This window comes from Arthrobacter sp. Cza30, assembly GCF_059090765.1.
The window spans coordinates 294,957-314,655 of the sequence record NZ_JBNHGA010000003.1 but is presented as its reverse complement, the minus strand read 5'-3'; the positions used below and the strand labels follow the sequence as shown (position 1 = coordinate 314,655).

Sequence of the window (19,699 nt, the reverse complement as noted above, 5' to 3'; positions counted from 1 at the left end):
GTGTAACGGTCAGGAAACCGCGCGGTTTCGGTTGCGGCACGCGGCAGAGGCAACGGATGCCTGCTTCGAAGCGACAGATCGTCCGTCGGGGTGTCGTCAGGTCTGACAGACGGGGCACCAGAAGACGATGCGCTCCCGAGTGGGATCGGCGCCCAGCGATCCGCCCCGGATGACGGCGCCGCAGCGGCGGCACTCGCGGCCCTCCCGGCGGTACACCCACGTGCTGCGACCGGGACGACTGTCGCCGGTGAAGGTCCGTCCGCTGCGGTCGCGGTTCGCGCGGATCATGCGGGCTCCCACGTCGATGACCGCAGCGGCATCCGTCTCGGTCGCCGGGCGCGTGGGGAGGATGCCGCGCACGAAGAGGATCTCGTTCGCGTACTCGTTGCCGAAGCCGGCGACGTTGCGCTGGTCCTGGATCGCGACGTGGGCGGCGCGCGGGTCGGAGCCGAACCGCCGCGCCGCCTCCTCCGGGTCCCAGTCCTCAGACAGCGGGTCGGGTCCCAGGTAGCCGACGAGTCGGTCCTCGTCGGCGGTGGGCACCACGGTGATGTCGGCGAGGTCGAAGCCGACGGTCTCCCACTCCGTGCCGTCGGGCGCCGTCGCGCCGATGACCGCTCGCGCCCGGAAACCGGCGGCGCGCCACCGGTCACCGCGCCGGTAGACGTGCCATTCGCCCTCCATCTTCAGGTGCGTGTGCACGGTCCACTCCCCGATGCGGTGCAGCAGGTGCTTGCCGCGGGCGACGACATCGTGCACGACGAGGCCGCGGAGGTCGACGGTGGCCGCCTGCGGTACTCGCAGCTCGAACCGTGTGACCGTGGCGCCTGCGAGGACGGCGTTCAGCTTCCGGGCGGCGCGGAAGACGGTGTCGCCCTCAGGCACGCCCGCTCCCCGGGCCCGCCGCCGGTCGTGCGTGGCGGTCGGGCGCCTCCCGGAGCGTGTCCCCCGCGGTGAGCCGTCGGAGCGTCAGTCCGCGCGGCGACTCGACGAAGCCCGCATCGCGCAGCGCCTGCCCCACGGCGGTCCCATACACGAACACGCCGTTGACCTGTTCGATGGTGAGGGTGTCCAGACGCCGCGAGCGGGCGGTCGTGACGAGGTCGGCCGCGGCTGCAGCGAGCGTCGCGGCGTCCTCGGTGAACGCGAGAGCCGATTTGCCACCCCGCTCGAGGTAGAGCGCGAGCGCTCCGTCGACGAGCACGACCAGTGCGCCGGCCTTGCGCCCGGGCCGGTGCCCGACCCCTTCCAGCGCCGGCCACGCCAGTGCGGCGCCGTAGGGGTTCGCCGGATCGGTCGCCGCGAGGGTGACCGCCCGCCGCGGTGGCGGATCGGGCATGGCCGCGAACTCGCGGATACGGTCGACCGTCGTCGAGGCTGCGAATTGGGCGGCGCCGAGCTTCTCGATGACATAGCCGCGGCGGCAGTGCCCTGCTTCTTCGAAGCCGGCCAGCACCCGGTAGGCCTGCGCGAAACCTCCGGGCAACCCCTCGGACTGCACTGCGCCGCGCGTGACCACCCCGTACCGGTCCAGCAGCAGGCTCGCCGTCGCCGTCGCGCGTAGCGTCGGGTCGGGCTCGGGCGCCGGCAGAAGGGACCAGCGACCGCCGACGGCTGCCGGTCGCGGCGGAACCGAGGAGGCGACCGCGCGCACCGCGGCGCCGCGGTACATCCGCGCTCGCGGTGCCCGGCGCGCGACGCGGTGGGTCTGCGAGCCGCCCGCCACGAGGGCGCGCACGGGAGCGAAGGTGTCGTTCGTGACCCGGCCCGCCCAGGTGAGCCGCCACAGCGCCTCCACGACGGACTGCTCGTTCTCGGCCTCCGTCGCCTGGCGCAGCTGCGCGGCGAAGTACGCACCGCCGGACTCCAGCGCCGCCAGGAGCCGCGCGTCCAGCGAGTCGGCCGGCGGATCCTCAGCCTCGTCCGGCGGCGCGAGCGTCAGCGGCACGGCATCCGACGGATGCAGCGCGATCCAGCCGTCCCGTCCGGGGAGGCTGCCGTGCCCGGACCACACGACCTCGCCGGTCGCCGTCAGCTCGTCGAGCATCGCCGGGGTGTAGTCGCGGACGCGAGCGGGCAGGATCAGCGATTCCCACGCGCTCGCCGGGATGGGCACGCCGGCGAGCTGCTCGACGACCGCGGCCACACCGTCGATGCCCTCGAGCGGGCGGGTGACGTGCTGCCACACCGGCAGGAACCTGGCGTAGGCGTCCTGCGGAACCGGCTCGACGCTTCCCCGGATCGCCGCGAGCGAGCGCATCCGCAGACGCCGGAGCACCTCGGCGTCGCACCACTCGGTATCGTCCGACGCGGCGGCCTGACCGGCGGCGCCGGGGTCGGGGAGGAAGAAGCCGCTCGCGATCCGGCCTTGGGATTCCAGGCGCTGGAGGGTGTGGCGGGCCACGGCGACACCGACGCCGAGGCGCTCGGCGAGGGCATCCGCGGTGAACGGCGCGTGCGTGCGGGCGTATCGCGCCACCAGATCGCCGAGCGGGTCGGCGACCGGTTCGAGGAAGGCGTTCGGGATGCCGACCGGCAGCGCGACCCCGAGCGCGTCCCGCAGGCGTCCGGCGTCCTCGATCGCCGCGACGCGCGGTGTGCCGGCGATGGTGACGGGGATCGCGCGACGCGCGGCGATCAGCTCGTCGAGGAACCGCGAGGCCTCCGCCTCGGTCGCGTGGTCGGTGCCGTTGCGACTCGGATCGGGCGCCGCCGGGGCGGGCGGCTCGAGTCGCACGGCGACCTCGCCGGCGTCGAGGGGTCCGAGCAGTCGCAGCAGGTCGGCGACCCCCTCGAGACCGCGGGCGCGGCGCTCGGGATCGAGCCGCTGCGCCTCCCGCTCGAACTGCGCGATGATCTCGGGGTCGAGCAGCTCCCGCATCTCGACCTTGCCCAGAAGCTCCGACAGCAGCGCCGGATCCACCGACAGCGCCGCGGCGCGGCGCTCGGCGAGGGGCGAGTCGCCCTCGTACATGAAGGCGCCGACGTAGCCGAAGAGCAGGTCGCGCGCGAAGGGCGACGGCTGGGCGGGCTCGGTCTCGATGAGGCGGATGCGGCGCTCGCCGATGCCGCGCATGATGCGCAGGAGCGAGGGCACGTCGTAGACGTCCTGCAGCACCTCGCGCAGCGTCTCGAGGATGATCGGGAAGGTGGGGTAGCGCCGCGCGACCTCGAGCAGCTGCGCCGATCGCTGCCGCTGCTGCCACAGCGGCGTGCGTCGTCCGGGGTTGCGGCGCGGCATGAGCAGGGCGCGGGCGGCGCACTCGCGGAACCGCGAGGCGAACAGCGCCGACCCGCCGACCTCCTCCGTCACCATCTGCTCGAGCTCGTCGGGATCGAACACGAACAGCTCGGCCCCCGGGGGCTCGGCCGTGGCATCCGGGATCCGGGCGATGATGCCGTCGTCGCTCGCCACGGCCGATCCCTCGACGCCCAGACGCTCCCGGATGCGCGCGTTGACCGCGAGCGCCCACGGTGCATGCACCTGCATGCCGTACGGGGAATGAAGGATGACCCGCCAGTCGCCGACCTCGTCGCGTCCGCGCTCCACGGTCAGCTGACGGTCGGTGGGAAGCGTGCCGGTCGCCTCGCGCTGCTCGGCGAGGTAGGCGAGGAGGTTGTCGCGTGCGAACTCGTCGAGCCCCGCCTCGCGCAGCCGCTCCTCGGTCTTCTCCGGCGAGCCCGCCGACACCTCGCGCGAGAATCGACCGAGCGCCTCGCCGAGCTCGGCGGGCCTGCCGATGCCGTCGCCATGCCAGAACGGGACCTTGCCCGGCTGACCGAACGCGGGGACGACGTTCACCCGGTCGTGCGTGATCTCGACGATGCGCCAGCTCGTCGTGCCGAGGGTGAACACGTCGTTGACGCGGGACTCGTAGACCATCTCCTCGTCGAGCTCGCCGACGCGCGCGTTCTGGGACTCACCGGCGATGAAGACGCCGAAGAGCCCCCGGTCGGGGATCGTTCCGCCGCTCGTGACGGCGATGCGCTGGGCGCCGGGACGACCGGTGAGCACACCGAGGTCGCGGTCCCACACGACCCGCGGCCGCAGCTCGGCGAACTCGTCGGACGGGAAGCGCCCGGCGATGAGGTCGAGCGTCGCCTCGTACGCCGAGCGCGGCAGCGATCGGAACGGCGCGCTGCGCTTGAGGGTCTCGTACCAGCCCTCGACGTCGAGCGGTCCGGTGGCCGCGGCCGCGACGGTCTGCTGCGCGAGGATGTCGAGCGGGTTCTGCGGGATCGCGATCGCTTCGATCTGACCGGCGAGCATCCGTTCGGTCACGATCGCGGTGTGGAGCACGTCGCCGCGGTGCTTCGGGAACAGCGCCGCCCGGCTCACCTCGCCGACCTGGTGGCCGGCGCGGCCGATGCGCTGCAGACCGGATGCCGCGCTCGGCGGCGCCTCGACCTGGATGACGAGGTCGACGGCGCCCATGTCGATGCCCAGCTCGAGACTGCTCGTGGCCACGACGCACCGCAGCGCGCCGGATTTCAGCTCGTCCTCGACCTGCGCCCGCTGCTCCTTGGACACCGACCCGTGATGCGCCTTGGCGAGCACCGGGTCCGCGCCCGTCGTGGCTCCGGCCTGTGCCGCCCCGATCGCCTCTCCACGCGTCGCATTCGCGCCGCGCGGAGCCTCTGATCCGTGGGCACTCAGCGCGGCGGGCACGGTCGGATCCGGAAGATCCCGTCCCAGCCGCTCGGAGTAGATCTCGTTGAGGCGTGCGGTGAGCCGCTCGGCGAGGCGCCGGGAGTTGCAGAACACGATCGTCGAGCGGTGCTGCAGGATGCGGTCGACGATCGCCTCTTCGACGTGCGGCCAGACCGAGCCGGTGATCTCGGTCTCGCCTGCGCCGGAGGCGCGCGGGCGGGACGACCCGTCGAGGAACCAGTCCTCATCGATCGACTCGTCCGCGGCATCCGTCGGCTCCGAAGCCCCGGAGGGCGGAGAGGCGCCGGCCGCGGGCGGCGGGTTGAGCATGTCGCCGATCGGAACGACGACCTGCATGTCGAACGCCTTCGTCGCCTTCGGGGCGACGATCTCGACCGGCGCCGCGCCGCCGAGGAAGCGGGCGACCTCGTCGATCGGCCGCACCGTCGCCGACAGGCCGATGCGCTGCGCCGGCGGGACCTCGGGCCGGAACGACTGGCGCAGCATGTCGAGGCGCTCCAGGCTCACGGCCAGATGCGCGCCGCGCTTGGTGGCGGCGACCGCGTGGACCTCGTCGACGATCACCGTGTCGACATCCTTCAGCGTCTGTCCCGCCTGGCTCGTCAGCATCAGGTAGAGCGACTCCGGCGTCGTGATGAGGATGTCGGGCGGGTCGGCCACGAGCTTGCGTCGATCGCTCGAGGTGGTGTCACCGGAGCGGACGCCGACCGTGACGTCGGGGACCGACAGGCCCAGGCGCCGCGCCGACTGGCCGATGCCCACGAGCGGCGAGCGCAGGTTGCGCTCCACGTCGACGCCGAGCGCCTTGAGCGGCGAGATGTACAGCACGCGCGTCGCCGTCGCCGAGGCATCCCGCCCCCTGCGCCCGCGTGCGGGAGCATGCTCCGGTTCGGCGGCCTTCTCGTGGAAGACCCGGTCGATCGCCCACAGGAACGCCGACAGCGTCTTGCCCGATCCTGTCGGCGCGACCACGAGGGCGTGCTTGCCGGCTGAGATCGCCGCCCACGCGCCCACCTGCGCGTTCGTCGGCTTCGCGAACGCGCCACGGAACCAGTCCCGCGTGGCGGGACCGAACCGTTCGAGCACGTCGCGCGCGGAGCCGGCCGAGGTGTCGCCCATCCCTCCATCTTCGTGCGTGTCACCGACATGAGGGCGGGCTTGCGATTCACCGCTCGGTCGGAATCACGATCCACAGCAGGATGTACGCCCACAGCGACAGGCCGAAGAAGACGACCGCGACGATCGCCAGAATGCGCACCGCCGCGACGCTCCAGCCGAACCGGCTTGCGACGGCGAGGCATACGCCGGCGAGCCAGCGTCCGCGTCGCGGTCTCACGAGTGTGTCCATGCCGCCATCCTCTGCGACCGCGCACGCGACCGCCATGGGGCCAGCCCCCATACCCTGACCCGGGCTTCCCGGCATCCGGCCGCCGTCGGCGACCGGATGCCGGGAGCGACGGGTCACCGCTCGGTGAGGACGCCGTCTCTGAGTTCGAGGACGAGATCGACGCCGATGCGGTCCAGGAACGCATCGTCGTGGCTCACGACCAGCACCGCACCGCGGTACGCGGCGAGGCCGTCGACCAGCTGATCCACCGTGTCCAGGTCGAGATTGTTCGTCGGCTCGTCGAAGACCAGCAGCTGGGGCGGCGGGTCGGCCAGGAGCAGCCGCGCGAGCGCCACACGGAACCGCTCCCCGCCCGACAGCGTCGCGACCGGCCGCTCGACGGCGGCGCCGCGGATGAGGAATCGCGCCAGCCGGTTCCGCAGCTCGACGGTTCCCACACCCGGTGCCGACGCCGCGACGTTCTCGAGGACGGAGGCGCTCTCATCGAGCCCGTCGACCCGCTGCGGAAGGTAGCCCACGCGGTCGGTGTGCAGCGCGAGATGCCCGCGGTCCGACGCTGAGGTGTGCGCCGTCCCGCCCAGCAGTCGCTCCAACAGCGTGGTCTTGCCGGCACCGTTGGGACCGATCAGCGCCACCCGCTCGGGCCCCTGGACGATCCAGGAGCGTGCGCCGTCACCGAGGGTCGCGATGCGGCGACCCGCGGGCACGCCCGGGTCGGGCAGGTCGATCCGCACGCCGTCATCGTCGCGGACGCGGCGCTCGGCGGCGTCGAGGGCCTCGCGCGCCGCCGCTTCCCGGTCGGCCTTCTCGCCGCGAAGTCTGCCGGCCGAGACCTGGGCGGCCATCTTGCGGCCTCCCGCGACGATCTTCGGGACCCGCTTCTCGATCTGCGCCTTGCGGCCCATCTGCTGCCGGCGGGCGATGGTCGTCTCGGCCTCGATGCGCTGGCGCTTCTCGCGGCTGACCGCCTGCCGTGCCGCGCGCTCGGCGTCGCGGGCGGCATCCTGTTCGGCATCCAGCCACGCGCGCCACTGCGAGTACGGGCCGCCGAACACCGACAGCACGCTGCCGTACAGCTCGGCGGTGTCGTCCATGAGCTCCAGCAGCGCGACGTCGTGACTGACCACGACGAGCGCGCCCCGCCACGAGCGCACCATGTCGTACAGGCGCTCCCGCGCGTCACGGTCCAGGTTGTTGGTGGGCTCGTCCAGCAGCGCGATGGGCGCACCGCGGAGGCGGATGCCGGCGATCGCGGTGAGCACCGCCTCGCCACCGGAGAGCTGCCCCACGCTGCGGTCCAGCATGTCGGGCGCGAGGCCGGCTTCCGCCAGCGCCGCATGCGAGCGCGCCTCGACGTCCCAGTCGTCTCCGACGGCGTCGAAGTGCCGCGGATCCGGGTCGCCCGCTTCGATGGCGCGCAGCGCGCGCAGGGCGTCGCCCACGCCGAGCAGGTCGGCGACGGGCCGGTCGACGTCGAGCGTCAGGCGCTGCGGCAGGTACGCGGCATCGGATGTCCGCGTGATGTGACCGGACGTCGGTGCGAGCTCAGCGGCGATCAGGCGCAGCAGCGTCGACTTGCCGGCGCCGTTGCGACCGACCAGCCCCGTGCGGCCGGCGCCGAACGAACCCGAGAGGTCAGCGAGGGCGACCGTGCCGTCGGGCCACGCGAACGAGACGCGATCGAGGATGATCGTCGGAGTGAGGGTGTGTACAGCCATGGAGGCCTCCTGTGTCAGTCATGCGCTGACACCGGGGCCGCGGATGCCCGGACGTCCTGCCCTGCGAGGGGCTCGGGAACCAGGAGGAGCGGCGGTTCGACGGTCAGCGCGGATGCGGATGCGCTGGCGTCGGGACGACGGTCAGCGCGAGAACAGCGCGGTCGCGTCGATCAGCTCCACTGGTCTTCCTCACGTCGGGGACAAGGCCGTCAGACACCATAGTGCATGGGCCGGCCCGCGTGAAGGGCTCCGGCGGCTACCGGCCCCGGCTTCTACCGAGCGATGGCGTCCTCGAGACGCTTGCGCAGGAAGGCGTCGACGTCGGCGAGCTCCTGCTCGGAGACGCTGTGCGTGAGCCCGGGATAGACCCGGCCGCTGAGCTCGACCCGGCCGGGCAGCCACTGCGTGGTGTGCTCGATGAGGAACGGCGGGATGACGTCGTCATGCGTGCCCCGGCCCCAGAACACCGGCGGCTTGATCTCGGCCAGGTCGCCGTCGCGGGGCAGCTCGCCGGGTGTGGCATAGCCGGAGAGGTTCACCGCGAACGCGAAGCGCTCCGGATCCAGGCGGAGCGCCTGGATCGCCACGGCGCCGCCCTGCGAGAAGCCGAGGAGCCCCACGGATGCCGCCGCCTCGGCGTGCGCGCCGGTCCAGGCGACGACCGCCTCGGCGGCCCGGGTCACGTGCGCGGCATCCCGGCTCTCGAGGCCCTCGATCGGGTACCAGGAGCGGCCTGGCGCCGGCCACGGCGGTGCGAGCGGTGCCGCGAGGCTCGCGACCGCGAACTGGTCGGGGAGGAACGGACGCAGCGCATACAGATCGTGCTCGTCGGCGCCATAGCCGTGCAGGAGCAGCAGCAGCGGGCGTCCGGCGATCGCGGCACGGTCGACGGACCACAGGACGGCGTCGGCATCGAGGATCAGCGGCTCCGACATGCCCTCATCCTCCCACCGGCCGGTGACGTGCCGGGGGCCGGCGTACCCGGCGTCGCGCAGGCCGAAGGGGTATACAGGAGTCATGTCCGTGCGCACTCCTGACCCCGAACCGGCGGGCGACGAGCCGTTCGGCCCACCGACGGGGAACGTCTCCAACCCCGCGTGGCTGAGCGACATCGAGCTGGAGGAGGCCCGACGGCGCCTGCCGATGCTCTATGTCGAGGGCGTGCCCGTCCGCACCGACGGCCTGGGGCAGGTGACAGAGGTCGGCATCCTGCTGCGGGCGACGCCCGTCGGCGAGATCACCCGGACCATCGTGTCCGGACGCGTGCGGTACGGCGAGACGGTGCGCGACGCGCTGTTCCGCCATCTCGAGAACGACCTCGGCCCGATGGCGTTCCCGCTGCTGCCGCCGCAGCCGGTGCCCTTCACGGTCGCCGAGTACTTCCCCCTCCCGGGCGTCAGCGCCTTCCACGACGACCGGCAGCACGCCGTCTCGCTGGCGTTCGTGGTGCCCGTCACCGGCACATGCGAGCCGCGGCAGGATGCGCTCGAGGTGACGTGGCTGACGCCGCAGGAGGCGTCCTCCGATGCCCTCGCGGCCGAGATGGAGGGCGGGCGCGGCACGCTCATCCGACTCGCGCTGGCCAGCGTCGGCGCCCTGCGCTGAGACGCGTCACGGTCGTCCGGCCCGTGCGCTGGGAGCGGGCCCGGCAATAGGCTCGCAGGGTGACCGAGCCCATCGCCTTCCCCACCGACGCCGCGGGCTGGACCGCGTTCGCGACCGAGCGTCCCGCCGAGCGCATCGCCGCGGTGCACGCCATCGACGCACGGCTGCGATCGGAGCCGGCGCTGACGACGGCGGAGCGACTGGAGCTGTGGAACGACGCCGACATCGCGCTGCGGGAGGCGCTGAGCGAGGCGTACGTCGTCAGCGAGGCGCATCCCGACCCGGCGGTGCGGAAGCTCGCCGAGAACCAGGTGCAGTCCCTGGAGTCGCTCTCGACGGCGCGCCTGCTCGACCGTGACCTGTGGCACGCGTTCGCCGGCGCCGGCACGGACGGTCTCGCCGAGGATGAGACGCGCCTGCTGGACCACCTGCTGCGCGACTTCCGTCGCGGGGGCGTGGAGCTGGAGGACGCGGCGCGCGAGCGCGTGCGATCGCTGACCGAACGCGACACCGAGCTGTCGCTGACGTTCTCGCGCAACATCCGCGAGGGGCGGCGCCAGGTGACCGTCCCGCTGGCCGGACTCGCCGGCCTGCCGCAGGACTTCCTCGACGCGCACCCGGCGGACGAGCAGGGTTTCGTGACCCTGTCGACGGACTACCCCGATCTCATGCCGGTCCGCGAATACGCCACCGACCGTGCGACGCGCGTCGCGCTCGTGAGCGCGTACAACGACCTGGCGTGGCCCGACAACGAGGAGGTGCTCCGAGAGCTCCTCGAGGTGCGAGCCGAGCGAGCTCGCCTGCTGGGCTACTCCGACTGGGCCGACTACGAGACCGAGACGCGCATGATCGGCGCCGGAGCGGAGATCCCGTCGTTCCTCGCGCGATTGGACGAGGCATCCCGCGAGGCGGCCGAGGCCGAGTACGCCGAGCTGCTCGAACGCCTGCGCCGCGACATCCCGGGTATCGACGCGGTGACGATCGCCGACTTCTGGTACCTGCTGAGCGCGCTCAAGCGGGAACAGCACGACGTCGACGCGCAGCTCGTGCGGTCGTACTTCCCGTTCGAGCGGGTGCTCGACGGCGTGCTCGATGTGACCGCGCGGCTGCTGGACGTGCGGTACGTCGCGGCCGACGACCCCGCATGGCACGAGGACGTGCGCACCTACGACGTGCTCCGCGGCGGCGAGCGGATCGGCCGCATCCACCTCGACCTCCACCCACGGGAGGGCAAGTACAGCCACGCGGCGTGCTTCCCCCTCGCCCCCGGCATCCCGGGGCGGGTCCTCGCCGAGGCGACGCTGCTGTGCAACTTCTCGCGCGGCCTGCTCGAGCACGACGAGGTCGTGACGTTCTTCCACGAGTTCGGCCACCTCGTGCATGAGATCCTCGGCGGTCGCCAGCGGTTCGCGCGGTTCACCGGCTTCGAGACCGAATGGGACTTCGTCGAGGCGCCCAGCCAGCTGCTGGAGGAATGGGCGTGGGATGCCGACGTCCTCGCGTCGTTCAGCGCCGATGCCGAGGGCGCCCCGATCCCGGCGGACCTGGTCGCCCGCATGCGCACCGCGGACGCGTTCGGGCGCGCCCTCGAAGTGCGTCGTCAGCTCGGGCACGCGAACGTGTCGTATCACCTGCACGTCGACCGTCCCGAGGACCTGCAGGCCGAGACGGAGCGCATCTACGCGTCCACCAGTCCCGTGCAGCCGCTCCCGGGTATGCACCCCTACGCCGGATTCGGGCACCTCACCGGCTACGGGGCCTGCTACTACACGTACCAGTGGAGCCTCGTGATCGCGCGCGACCTGCTCACCGGCTTCTCCGCCGGGCTGATGGATCCGGATGCCGCACTGCGGTACCGCACCGCGATCCTCGAGCGCGGCGGGTCGCGCAATGCCGGCGACCTCGTCGAGGCTTTCCTCGGGCGCCCGTTCACCTTCGACGCGTACCGGGAATGGCTGTCCGGGGCGTGAGTCCGAGCTCCCGGCCCGCTTCGACGGCATCCGCGGGCTTCCCCGCCTTCAGCAGGCCTTCAGCAGGAGATGCGGCCCTGCGCAGGAGATCTCCGGGCGGAAGCTCCTGCGGAAGCGGGGAAGTCCCTGCAGTCGGTGCGGTCGCGGGGGTCTAGCCCGCGGTGGTCTCGCGGGCGATCGCGGCGATGAACGCGTCGATGTCGTTCTCGGCCGTGTCGAAGCTGCACATCCAGCGGACTTCGTTCTTCGCGGCATCCCAGTCGTAGAACCGGAACGAGGCCCGCAGCCGGTCGGCGACGCCGACGGGGAGCGTGGCGAAGACGCCGTTGGCCTGCGTCGGCTGCGTGAAGCTCACACCCCGGATCGAGCCGTCCGCCAGCCCCGCCTCGATGCCGGCGCGCAGGCGCTGGGCCATCGCGTTCGAGTGCGACGCGTTGCGCAGCCACAGGTCGCCTTCGAGCAGCGCCAGCAGCTGCGCCGACACGAACCGCATCTTCGAGGCGAGCTGCATGTCGAGCTTGCGCAGGAACTTCATGCCGCGCGACGCCTCGGGGTTGAGGACGACGACCGCCTCGCCCAGCATCGCGCCGTTCTTGGTGCCGCCGAAGCTGAGGACGTCCACACCGGCATCGCGGGTGAACTCGCGGAAGGGCACGCCGAGCGCCGCGGCGGCGTTGGAGATGCGGGAGCCGTCCATGTGCACGTTCATCCCGAGGCCGTGGGCATGCTCCGCGATGGCCCGCACCTCGTCCACCGTGTAGAGCGTGCCCAGCTCCGTCGACTGCGTGATCGAGACCGCGAGCGGCTGCGCCCTGTGCTCGTCGCCCCAGCCCCACGCCTCGCGGTCGATGAGCTCGGGAGTGAGCTTGCCGTCGTCGGTCGGCACGGTGAGCAGCTTGATGCCCGCGACGCGCTCGGGCGCGCCTCCCTCGTCGACGTTGATGTGCGCGGTGCCCGCCGTGATGACGGCGCCCCAGCGCGGCAGCATCGACTGCAGCCCCACGACGTTCGCGCCCGTGCCGTTGAAGACCGGGAACGCCTCGACGCCCTCGCCGAAGTGCCGGACGAACACCTCCTGCAGGCGCTCGGTGTACACGTCGTCGCCGTACGACACCTGATGCCCGTCGTTCGCCGCGGCGATGGCCGCGAGCACCTCCGGGTGGATGCCGGAGTAGTTGTCCGATGCGAAGCCGCGGAGGTTCGGGTCGTGGATCGTGGTCACGAGCATCCAATCTATGTCGTCGTGCGAGGGCGAGCGGACGCTGCGCCCCCGCTGTGGTGCGCACAATTCAGGCGAAACGGCTGCGACGCGGAGTCAGGCGCCCGCCGGGGGCGGATCTGCCTGAGTTGCGAACGAAGAGGCGGGCGTACGCTCCGGTGAGTGGGTGGACCCGCCGGGGCTCGGCGGGCCCTCGGCCGCCCGACGGTCAGAGCGACGGGTCGGTCAGCTCGACGATGGTGTCGTTGAGTTCGCCGGCCTCGCTCATCCACAGGTCGGCGAACCGCTGCGCGAGCGCCTCCTCGAGGCCCGACAAGCTCTTGACCCGGAAGATGACGGATGCCGCCGCCAGCGGGCGGCCCGAATCCCGGGCCGCCTTCGCGAACCCCTGTGCGACGGCGCGCGCCCACGCCTCGCTCGCGGCCTTGACCGCCGCGTAGTTCGCGCCGCCGGCGAGGGGGCGGGCGACGGCCGTGGACGACACGATCGCGGTGCGGGCGGCCTCAGAGGCGCGCAGGTCGTCGTCGAACGCGCGGCTGACGTGCCGCAGGGCGGTCAGCGACCCTTCCAGGATGCGGTAGTCGGCGTCCGTCTGCCCCGCGAGCCCGCCGCCGCCGCGCCAGCCGCCGACGAGATGCAGGACGCCGTCCACGGCGCCCTCCTTCTCGTGGACGCGGTCGGCGAGCTCCGCGACCGCGTCCTCGTCGGTGAGGTCGCACACCTCGACCCCCGCGCCCGGCACCTCCGCGCCCAGGGCGTCGAGCCGGTTCCGATTCCGGCCGACCGCGACCACGCGCGCCCCGGCCCCGCTCAGAGCCCGGGCGGCGGCGAGGCCGGAGGCGCTGGTGGCACCGGCGATCAGGACAACTCGCTCAGCGACGCTCATGCCTCGATACTCCCACCTCGTCGAGACCGTGCGGTCTCGCCGAGACACCACGCTGTCGACGCGCGCAGCGTGCGTCCTCGGCGAGGATGTGCGGTCTCGACGGATGCCTGAAGCCAGGCGAGCCCGGGATCAGGCACTGGCGCCGGTGATGCCCGCCGTCGATGCGATGACCGGGCGCATCTTCTTCTCGAGCGCCTCGTAGAACATCGACAGCGGGAACTCATCGTCCAGGACCGCGTCGGTGTAGCCCTTCGGGGCTCCGGCGAGGATCTCATCGGGCAGGCCGCGTGCCCACTGCGAGGCCGGGTTCGGCGTCAGCGTGCCGCGCACCAGCTCGTAGGCCGCGAGCCAGTGCGCCGTCTTCGGCCGATCGATCGACCGCCAGTACAGCTCGTCGATGGCCTCGCCGAGCGCCACGACGGCTGCGGGCACCTCGTCCCAGTCGAACGCGAGAGCCGTGTCGGTCCAGTGTAGCACGCCGCGCTGATGCAGCCACGCGAACAGCAGCTGGCCCCCGAGGCCGTCGTAGTTGCGCACCCGCGTGCCGGTGATCGCGAACCGGAAGATGCGGTCGAAGATCACGGCGTACTGCACGAGCCGCGCGTGCTCGAGCATCTCCGCCTCGGCGGCGTCGAGGCTCTCACCGGATTCCACCCGCGCGGTCAGCCGCTTCTGGATCGCGACGCACTCGCGGAATGCCGTCAGGTCGCACCGCAGCTCCTCGAGCGAGTACAGGAAGTACGGCATCCGCTGCTTGATCATGAACGGGTCGAAAGGCAGGTCGCCGCGCATGTGCGTGCGGTCGTGGATGATGTCCCACATCACGAAGGTCTTCTCCGTGAGCGTCTGGTCATCCAGCATGCGCGCCGCGTCGTGCGGGAGGTCCAGCTTCGTGATCTCGGCGGCGGCACGCACCACCCGGCGGTACCGCGCCGCTTCGCGGTCCTGGAAGATCGCGCCCCACATGAACGCGGGGATCTCGCGCATGGCAACGGTCTCGGGGAAGAGCACGGCGGAGTTGGTGTCGTAGCCGGGTGTGAAGTCGATGAACCGCAGCGACACGAAGAGCGCGTTCGAGTAGTCGCCGGCCTCCAGCCGCGCGATGAACTCAGGCCAGATCACCTCGACGAGCACCGCCTCGACGTGACGATCCGGCGACCCGTTCTGGGTGTACATCGGGAAGACGACCAGGTGACGGATGCCGTCGACCCGGTGCCGCTGGGGCTGGAAGGCGACGAGCGAGTCGAGGAAGTCCGGCACGCCGAACCCCGCGTCCGCCCACCGGCGGAAGTCGGCGATCGACGCGGCCAGGTACTCGTCGTCGTGCGGGAACCGGGGGCGCAGCTCCTCGATGGCCTCGGTGATCGCGTCGACGTGGCGCCGTGCAGCAGCGTGGGCGTCGGGTGCGGCATCCGCGGGGATGGACCCGTCCTTCACCTGCAGGGCCTGCAATGCCGTCGCGGCGTCCTTGAGCGCGAGCCATGCGGACGTGCGCTCCACCGGGAGCTCACCGTCGCCGATGACGGCCTTCGTGCGGGCAAGGCTGGTGGACACGTCGAACCTCCGATCTTCAAGCAAGCGATACTGCTCGCGGAACAGTGTACGGGATCTGTTCCGGTAAACTGTAGTCGGCACCGTAAATCTTCCTGCCGGCGCCGGTGTGACGGTACTCTTGACGCATGCCCACCCCCGAGGACGCGGCCGTCCCCGGACGACTCGACGATGACATCGACGCGAGCATCGTCCGCGAGGTGTCGCACAACGCGCGGGCGACCCTCGCCGAGCTCTCGGCGGCCGCGGGCCTGTCGGTCTCGGCGGTGCAGTCGCGGCTGCGCAAGCTCGAAGCGCGCGGTGTCATCACCGGGTATCGCGCGAGCGTGGACCCCGAGGCGGTGGGCAAGCCGCTCTCGGCGTTCATCGAGATCACGCCGCTGGACCCCGCGCAGCCCGACAACGCGCCCGAACTGCTCGAGCACCTGGCCGAGATCGAGGCGTGTCACTCCATCGCGGGGGAGGCGAGCTACATGCTGTTCGTCCGGGTCGCCAGCCCTCGCCACCTCGAGTCTCTGATCCGCGACATCCGTTCGGCCGCCTCGGTCAACACGCGCACGACCGTCGTGCTGCAGACCTTCTACGAGAACCGGCCCATCCTGCCGGCCTGATGCCCGGTAGCCTCATGGCATGACCGACGCGCCGCACCCGACCGACGCGGCTCCCGGCCACGGCGTCCTCATCGTCCGCAACGCGCAGTCGGGGTCGGCGGTGATCCGGTCGGATCCGGCTCAGATCCTCGCCGATCGGCTCCCCGCGGCGGTCGTGCGCGAGCTGACCGAGGGTGAGGACATCGAGACGGTCGTCGCCGAGGCGATGACCTCGGATGCGCCGCCGCGCATCCTCGGCGTCTACGGCGGGGACGGCTCCGTCTCGCGCATGGCCGATCTCGCCCGGCGCTACGACCGGCCGCTGCTCGTCCTGCCCGGCGGCACGTTCAACCACTTCGCGCGGTCGGCCGGTCTCACGGTCGATTCGGCGATCGACGCGCTCGAGGCGGGCCTCACCCGCCAGGCCAGCGCGATCGCGTTCTCGGCGGACGAGGGTCCGGAGCACCTCGCGCTCAACGCCGTCTCGGTCGGCACGTATCCCGAGCTCATCGAGGAGCGCGACCGCCGCCGCGAAAGCCTCGGCAAGTGGCTGGGCGGCGTCGTCGCCGCGTGGCGAACGATGCGCGGCGCGGAGCCGATCACGATCCTGCGGAACGGCCGGCGCGCCCGCGTGTGGTCCGTGTTCGTCGGCGTGGGCCGCAACGACCCGGACAGGGTCGCCACGATGCAGCGCTCCGAGCTCGAGGATCCGGTGCTCGACGTGCGCATCCACCACGCGCGCGGCACACGCCTGCGCGCGGTGGCCTCCCTCGCCTTCGGCCGACGGACCGCCGCGGTGCTGCGTGCGCTCGGACTCATGCCCTCGCGCACCGACGTCGAGCGCCTGGTCGTCCGAGAGTTCGAGATGACCGTGCGACCGGGGCCCGGGCGTCCGTCGGTGTTCGTCCACGACGGCGAGCTCGAGGAGCAGCCGGAGAACGGCTTCGCCCTCCGGTGCGTCGCCGTCGCGGACGCCGTGACGGTCTTCGCGCCGCAGCCCAGCTCCTGAGCGCGCCTCGTCTCGCTTCGCTCGCTCAGCGACCGAGGGCGCCGCAGCCCAGCCCGTGAGTGCGTTCCGTCTCGTCGTCGAGCGGGGTAGCGCGGCGACGAGACGGAACGCGGCGTCAGCTGTGCTGCGGGAAGCCAAGGTTGAGCCCGCCGTGCGACGGGTCGAGCCAGCGGGAGGTGACCGCCTTCTCGGCCGTGAAGAACTCGAATCCGTGCGGTCCGTAAGCCTTCGCGTCGCCGAACAGCGACGCCTTCCATCCGCCGAACGAGTGGTACGCGACGGGCACGGGAATCGGCACGTTGATGCCGATCATGCCGACGTTGACCTCGTGCTGGAAGCGCCGGGCGGCGCCGCCGTCGTTGGTGAAGATCGCGGTGCCGTTGCCGAAGTCGCTCGCGTTGATGAGCCCCAGGCCCTCCTCGTAGCCGGTCACGCGCACGACCGACAGCACGGGTCCGAAGATCTCGTCTCGATAGGCCGCCGACGACGTCGGGACGTTGTCGAGCAGGGTCGGCCCCACCCAGAACCCGTTGGGGTCGCCGTCGACCTCGATGCCGCGTCCGTCGACCACGACCTCGGCACCGTCCCCGGCGGCGATGTCGACGTACGAGGCGACCTTGTCTCGGTGGGCGCCGGTGATGAGCGGGCCCATGTCGCAGCCGCGGGTGCCGTCGCCGGTGCGCAGCCGGCCCATGCGCTCGGCGATCTTCTCGACGAGCTCGTCCGCGACGGTGTCGACGGCGAGGACGACCGAGATGGCCATGCACCTCTCGCCGGCCGAGCCGAACCCGGCGTTGACGGCCGCGTCCGCGGCGAGGTCGAGGTCGGCATCCGGCAGAACCAGCATGTGGTTCTTGGCGCCGCCGAGCGCCTGCACGCGCTTGCCGTTGCGGGTGCCGGTCTCGTAGACGTACCGCGCGATCGGCGTCGAGCCGACGAAGGAGATCGCCGCGACGTCCGGATGCCCGAGCAGCGTGTCGACGGCGACCTTGTCGCCGTGCACCACGTTGAAGACGCCGTCGGGCAGTCCCGCCTCGGTGAGTGCCGCGGCCATCCAGTTCGCCGCGCTCGGGTCCTTCTCCGACGGCTTCAGCACGACGGCGTTGCCGGCCGCGAGCGCGACCGAGAAGAACCACATCGGCACCATCGCGGGGAAGTTGAACGGGCTGATGATGCCCACGACGCCGAGAGGCTGCCGGAGCGTGTAGACGTCGATGCCGGACGAGGCGTTCTCGCTGTAGGCGCCCTTGGTGAGGTGGCCCAGGCCGCACGCGAACTCCACGACCTCCAGGCCGCGGGCGATCTCGCCCAGCGCGTCGGAGAGGACCTTGCCGTGCTCGGCGGTGAGGATGCGGGCGAGCTCGTCCTTGCGCGCATTGACGATCTCGCGGAACGCGAACATGATCTGCTGCCGCTTGGCGATGCTCACGTTGCGCCATGACGCGGCCGCCTCGGCGGCGACCGAGATCGCGTGGGCGGTGTCCTCGGCGGTCGCGAAGCGCACTTCGCGCTGCACGGTTCCCAGCGCAGGGTTGTAGACCTCGCCGGTGCGGTCGGATTCGCCCTGCCACGGGCGTCCGCCCACCCAGTGATCGACGATCGTCGTCGCGGAGGGGGTGGTCCGCTCGAGTGTCGTGGTGTCGGTCATCGTGTTCCTCTCCTTCGAGTGCCCCTTCTGAGAGCTTGTTCCCAGTCTGCGCCGCGAGCGGGCCTGCGCAACCCTCCGTGGTCCGCGGCGTCCACGCGACGGCTCACCTCGTCACGGCGGCGACGGCCGCCAGCGCGCCGTCGTACGCCTCCACGGCCCGCGCCACCTCGTCGGCGGTCACGACGCACGGCGGCACGACATGGATGCGGTTGTCGGCCAGAAGGGGCAGCACGCCGCGGTCGACGATCTCCTTCTTCACCGCGCCGACGACGGCAGCCGGCAGCGGCTCGCGCGTGTCCCGGTCGGCGACCAGCTCTATGGCCCAGAACACCCCTTCGCCGCGCACCTCGCCGATGAGCAGATGCCTCTCGGCGAGTTCGCGAAGAGCGGGGCCGATCGCCTCTTCGCCGATGCGGCGGGCGTGCTCGACGATCCCTTCGCCGTCCATCGCGTCGATCGCGGCGACGATCGATGCGGCCGCGAGAGGATGCCCCGAGTAGGTCAGTCCTCCGGGGAACACCCGGTCGTCGAAGGTCCGGGCGATGGCCTCGGAGATGATGACGCCGCCCACCGGCACGTAGCCGGAGTTGACGCCCTTGGCGAAGGTGATCAGATCCGGGACGACGTCGTAGCCCTGGAAGGCGAACCAGCGGCCCGTCCGGCCGAACCCGGCCATCACCTCGTCGAGGATCAGCACGATGCCGTACTCGTCCGCGAGAGCGCGCACGCCGGCGAGGTATCCGGGAGGCGGAACGAGGATGCCGGCGGTGCCCGGCACGGATTCGAGCAGGATGGCGGCGATGGTGTCCGGGCCCTCGGCCTGGATGACGCGGCGGAGATGCTGCAGCGCGCGCTCCGACTCCTGTTCGGGCGTGGTGGCCCAGAACTCGCTGCGGTACAGGTACGGCCCGAAGAAGTGGACGTGGCCGCGGGCGTACTGGTTGGGCATCCGTCGCCAGTCGCCGGTCGCCACGATCGCCGCGCCGGTGTTGCCGTGATAGGACCGGTACGTCGAGAGCACGGTGTCACGTCCGGTGTGGAGCCGGGCCATGCGGATGGCGTTCTCGACCGCGTCGGCCCCGCCGTTGGTGAAGAAGACCCGCGAGAACCCGTCCGGCGCCTTGGCGAGGATGCGGGCGGCCGCCTCGCCGCGCTGCAGGTTCGCCGTGGCGGGACCCACGGTCGCCAGGCGCGCCGCCTGCTCCTGGATGGCGGCGACGACGGCCGGATGCTGATGCCCGATGTTGACGTTGACCAGCTGGCTGGCGAAGTCCAGCATCTGATTGCCCGCGTGGTCCCACACGGTCGTGCCGGAGCCTCCCGCGATGACGGGCAGGTCGAGCGCCGCCTGCGCCGACCACGAGTGGAACACGTGCGCGCGGTCCAGCTGCTTGGCGCGGGCGTCGAGGTTCTCGGGCATCCGGGGGCTCCTGGAGATCGGGGCGGTTCGCCCTCGGGCGATTCGTCTGTGGCTACGCTCGTC

At 71.9% G+C, this 19,699-nt stretch carries 14 protein-coding genes; 4 read left to right on the top strand and 10 right to left on the bottom strand.

Translation table 11 applies throughout. The annotated features are described in order from the left end of the window. Positions 1-96 precede the first annotated feature (96 nt). The 5 genes from AC5RVZ_RS11045 to AC5RVZ_RS11025 all read right to left on the bottom strand — a co-directional run bounded on the left by AC5RVZ_RS11045 (position 97) and on the right by AC5RVZ_RS11025 (position 8,673). Positions 97-885 carry a DNA-formamidopyrimidine glycosylase family protein gene (locus AC5RVZ_RS11045; RefSeq protein WP_494065799.1) on the bottom strand — a complete coding sequence of 263 codons (789 nt, stop codon included), beginning with the start codon at positions 883-885 and terminating at the stop codon, positions 97-99. Beyond that, on the bottom strand, positions 878-5,791 hold the full coding sequence (locus tag AC5RVZ_RS11040; protein ID WP_494065798.1) for an ATP-dependent helicase: 4,914 nt from the start codon (positions 5,789-5,791) through the stop codon (positions 878-880). The genes AC5RVZ_RS11045 and AC5RVZ_RS11040 overlap by 8 nt, the downstream gene beginning before the upstream one ends. A 46-nt stretch (positions 5,792-5,837) precedes the next feature. Beyond that, complete coding sequence (locus tag AC5RVZ_RS11035) at positions 5,838-6,020, bottom strand: PspC domain-containing protein (RefSeq protein WP_494065797.1); 183 nt, start codon at positions 6,018-6,020, stop codon at positions 5,838-5,840. A gap of 113 nt (positions 6,021-6,133) precedes the next feature. Then, positions 6,134-7,738 carry an ABC-F family ATP-binding cassette domain-containing protein gene (locus AC5RVZ_RS11030; protein ID WP_494065796.1) on the bottom strand — a complete coding sequence of 535 codons (1,605 nt, stop codon included), beginning with the start codon at positions 7,736-7,738 and terminating at the stop codon, positions 6,134-6,136. A 272-nt stretch (positions 7,739-8,010) separates the two neighbouring features. Next, entirely contained in the window at positions 8,011-8,673 is a 663-nt protein-coding gene (locus AC5RVZ_RS11025; protein WP_494066275.1) for an alpha/beta hydrolase, read from the bottom strand. 82 nt (positions 8,674-8,755) lie between these two features. Between AC5RVZ_RS11025 and AC5RVZ_RS11020 the strand changes: the two genes are divergently transcribed. Further along, a complete protein-coding gene (locus AC5RVZ_RS11020; protein ID WP_494065795.1) occupies positions 8,756-9,343 on the top strand; it encodes an NUDIX hydrolase family protein in 588 nt (195 codons plus the stop codon). A gap of 59 nt (positions 9,344-9,402) precedes the next feature. After that, the gene (locus tag AC5RVZ_RS11015) at positions 9,403-11,313 is read left to right on the top strand and encodes a M3 family metallopeptidase (RefSeq protein WP_494065794.1); all 1,911 of its coding nucleotides are present in this window, start codon (positions 9,403-9,405) and stop codon (positions 11,311-11,313) included. A gap of 151 nt (positions 11,314-11,464) precedes the next feature. On the opposite strand, the gene AC5RVZ_RS11010 is transcribed toward AC5RVZ_RS11015, so the two are convergent. The 3 genes from AC5RVZ_RS11010 to AC5RVZ_RS11000 form a co-directional block, all read right to left on the bottom strand. Next, the gene (locus AC5RVZ_RS11010) at positions 11,465-12,535 is read right to left on the bottom strand and encodes a threonine aldolase family protein (protein WP_494065793.1); all 1,071 of its coding nucleotides are present in this window, start codon (positions 12,533-12,535) and stop codon (positions 11,465-11,467) included. A gap of 205 nt (positions 12,536-12,740) precedes the next feature. Further along, positions 12,741-13,418, bottom strand: a complete 678-nt coding sequence (locus tag AC5RVZ_RS11005) for an SDR family NAD(P)-dependent oxidoreductase (protein WP_494065792.1) — start codon at positions 13,416-13,418, stop codon at positions 12,741-12,743. A gap of 129 nt (positions 13,419-13,547) precedes the next feature. Beyond that, positions 13,548-14,972, bottom strand: coding sequence for a DUF6421 family protein (locus AC5RVZ_RS11000; RefSeq protein WP_494065791.1), 1,425 nt, complete (start codon positions 14,970-14,972; stop codon positions 13,548-13,550). Between the two features lie 125 nt (positions 14,973-15,097). On the opposite strand from AC5RVZ_RS11000, the gene AC5RVZ_RS10995 reads away from it, so the two are divergent. Further along, entirely contained in the window at positions 15,098-15,580 is a 483-nt protein-coding gene (locus AC5RVZ_RS10995; RefSeq protein ID WP_494065790.1) for an Lrp/AsnC family transcriptional regulator, read from the top strand. Positions 15,581-15,599: 19 nt separating this feature from the next. Next, on the top strand, positions 15,600-16,568 hold the full coding sequence (locus AC5RVZ_RS10990) for a diacylglycerol/lipid kinase family protein (RefSeq protein ID WP_494065789.1): 969 nt from the start codon (positions 15,600-15,602) through the stop codon (positions 16,566-16,568). Positions 16,569-16,683: 115 nt separating this feature from the next. On the opposite strand, the gene AC5RVZ_RS10985 is transcribed toward AC5RVZ_RS10990, so the two are convergent. Together AC5RVZ_RS10985 and AC5RVZ_RS10980 are read right to left on the bottom strand one after the other, a co-directional pair. After that, positions 16,684-18,216: a CoA-acylating methylmalonate-semialdehyde dehydrogenase gene (locus tag AC5RVZ_RS10985; protein ID WP_494065788.1), complete on the bottom strand. Its 1,533-nt coding sequence runs from the start codon at positions 18,214-18,216 to the stop codon at positions 16,684-16,686. Between the two features lie 103 nt (positions 18,217-18,319). Then, the gene (locus AC5RVZ_RS10980) at positions 18,320-19,636 is read right to left on the bottom strand and encodes an aspartate aminotransferase family protein (RefSeq protein ID WP_494065787.1); all 1,317 of its coding nucleotides are present in this window, start codon (positions 19,634-19,636) and stop codon (positions 18,320-18,322) included. Between the last annotated feature and the right edge of the window lie 63 nt (positions 19,637-19,699).

Excerpts from the sequence above, each read along its gene's own strand:
- AC5RVZ_RS11035 (WP_494065797.1), bottom strand. The coding sequence starts at position 6,020 with ATGGACACACTCGTGAGACCGCGACGCGGACGCTGGCTCGCCGGCGTA.
- AC5RVZ_RS11030 (WP_494065796.1), bottom strand. The coding sequence starts at position 7,738 with ATGGCTGTACACACCCTCACTCCGACGATCATCCTCGATCGCGTCTCG.
- AC5RVZ_RS11040 (WP_494065798.1), bottom strand. The coding sequence starts at position 5,791 with ATGGGCGACACCTCGGCCGGCTCCGCGCGCGACGTGCTCGAACGGTTC.
- AC5RVZ_RS10990 (WP_494065789.1), top strand. The coding sequence starts at position 15,600 with ATGACCGACGCGCCGCACCCGACCGACGCGGCTCCCGGCCACGGCGTC.
- AC5RVZ_RS10985 (WP_494065788.1), bottom strand. The coding sequence starts at position 18,216 with ATGACCGACACCACGACACTCGAGCGGACCACCCCCTCCGCGACGACG.
- AC5RVZ_RS10980 (WP_494065787.1), bottom strand. The coding sequence starts at position 19,636 with ATGCCCGAGAACCTCGACGCCCGCGCCAAGCAGCTGGACCGCGCGCAC.
- AC5RVZ_RS11020 (WP_494065795.1), top strand. The coding sequence starts at position 8,756 with ATGTCCGTGCGCACTCCTGACCCCGAACCGGCGGGCGACGAGCCGTTC.
- AC5RVZ_RS10995 (WP_494065790.1), top strand. The coding sequence starts at position 15,098 with ATGCCCACCCCCGAGGACGCGGCCGTCCCCGGACGACTCGACGATGAC.
- AC5RVZ_RS11025 (WP_494066275.1), bottom strand. The coding sequence starts at position 8,673 with ATGTCGGAGCCGCTGATCCTCGATGCCGACGCCGTCCTGTGGTCCGTC.
- AC5RVZ_RS11005 (WP_494065792.1), bottom strand. The coding sequence starts at position 13,418 with ATGAGCGTCGCTGAGCGAGTTGTCCTGATCGCCGGTGCCACCAGCGCC.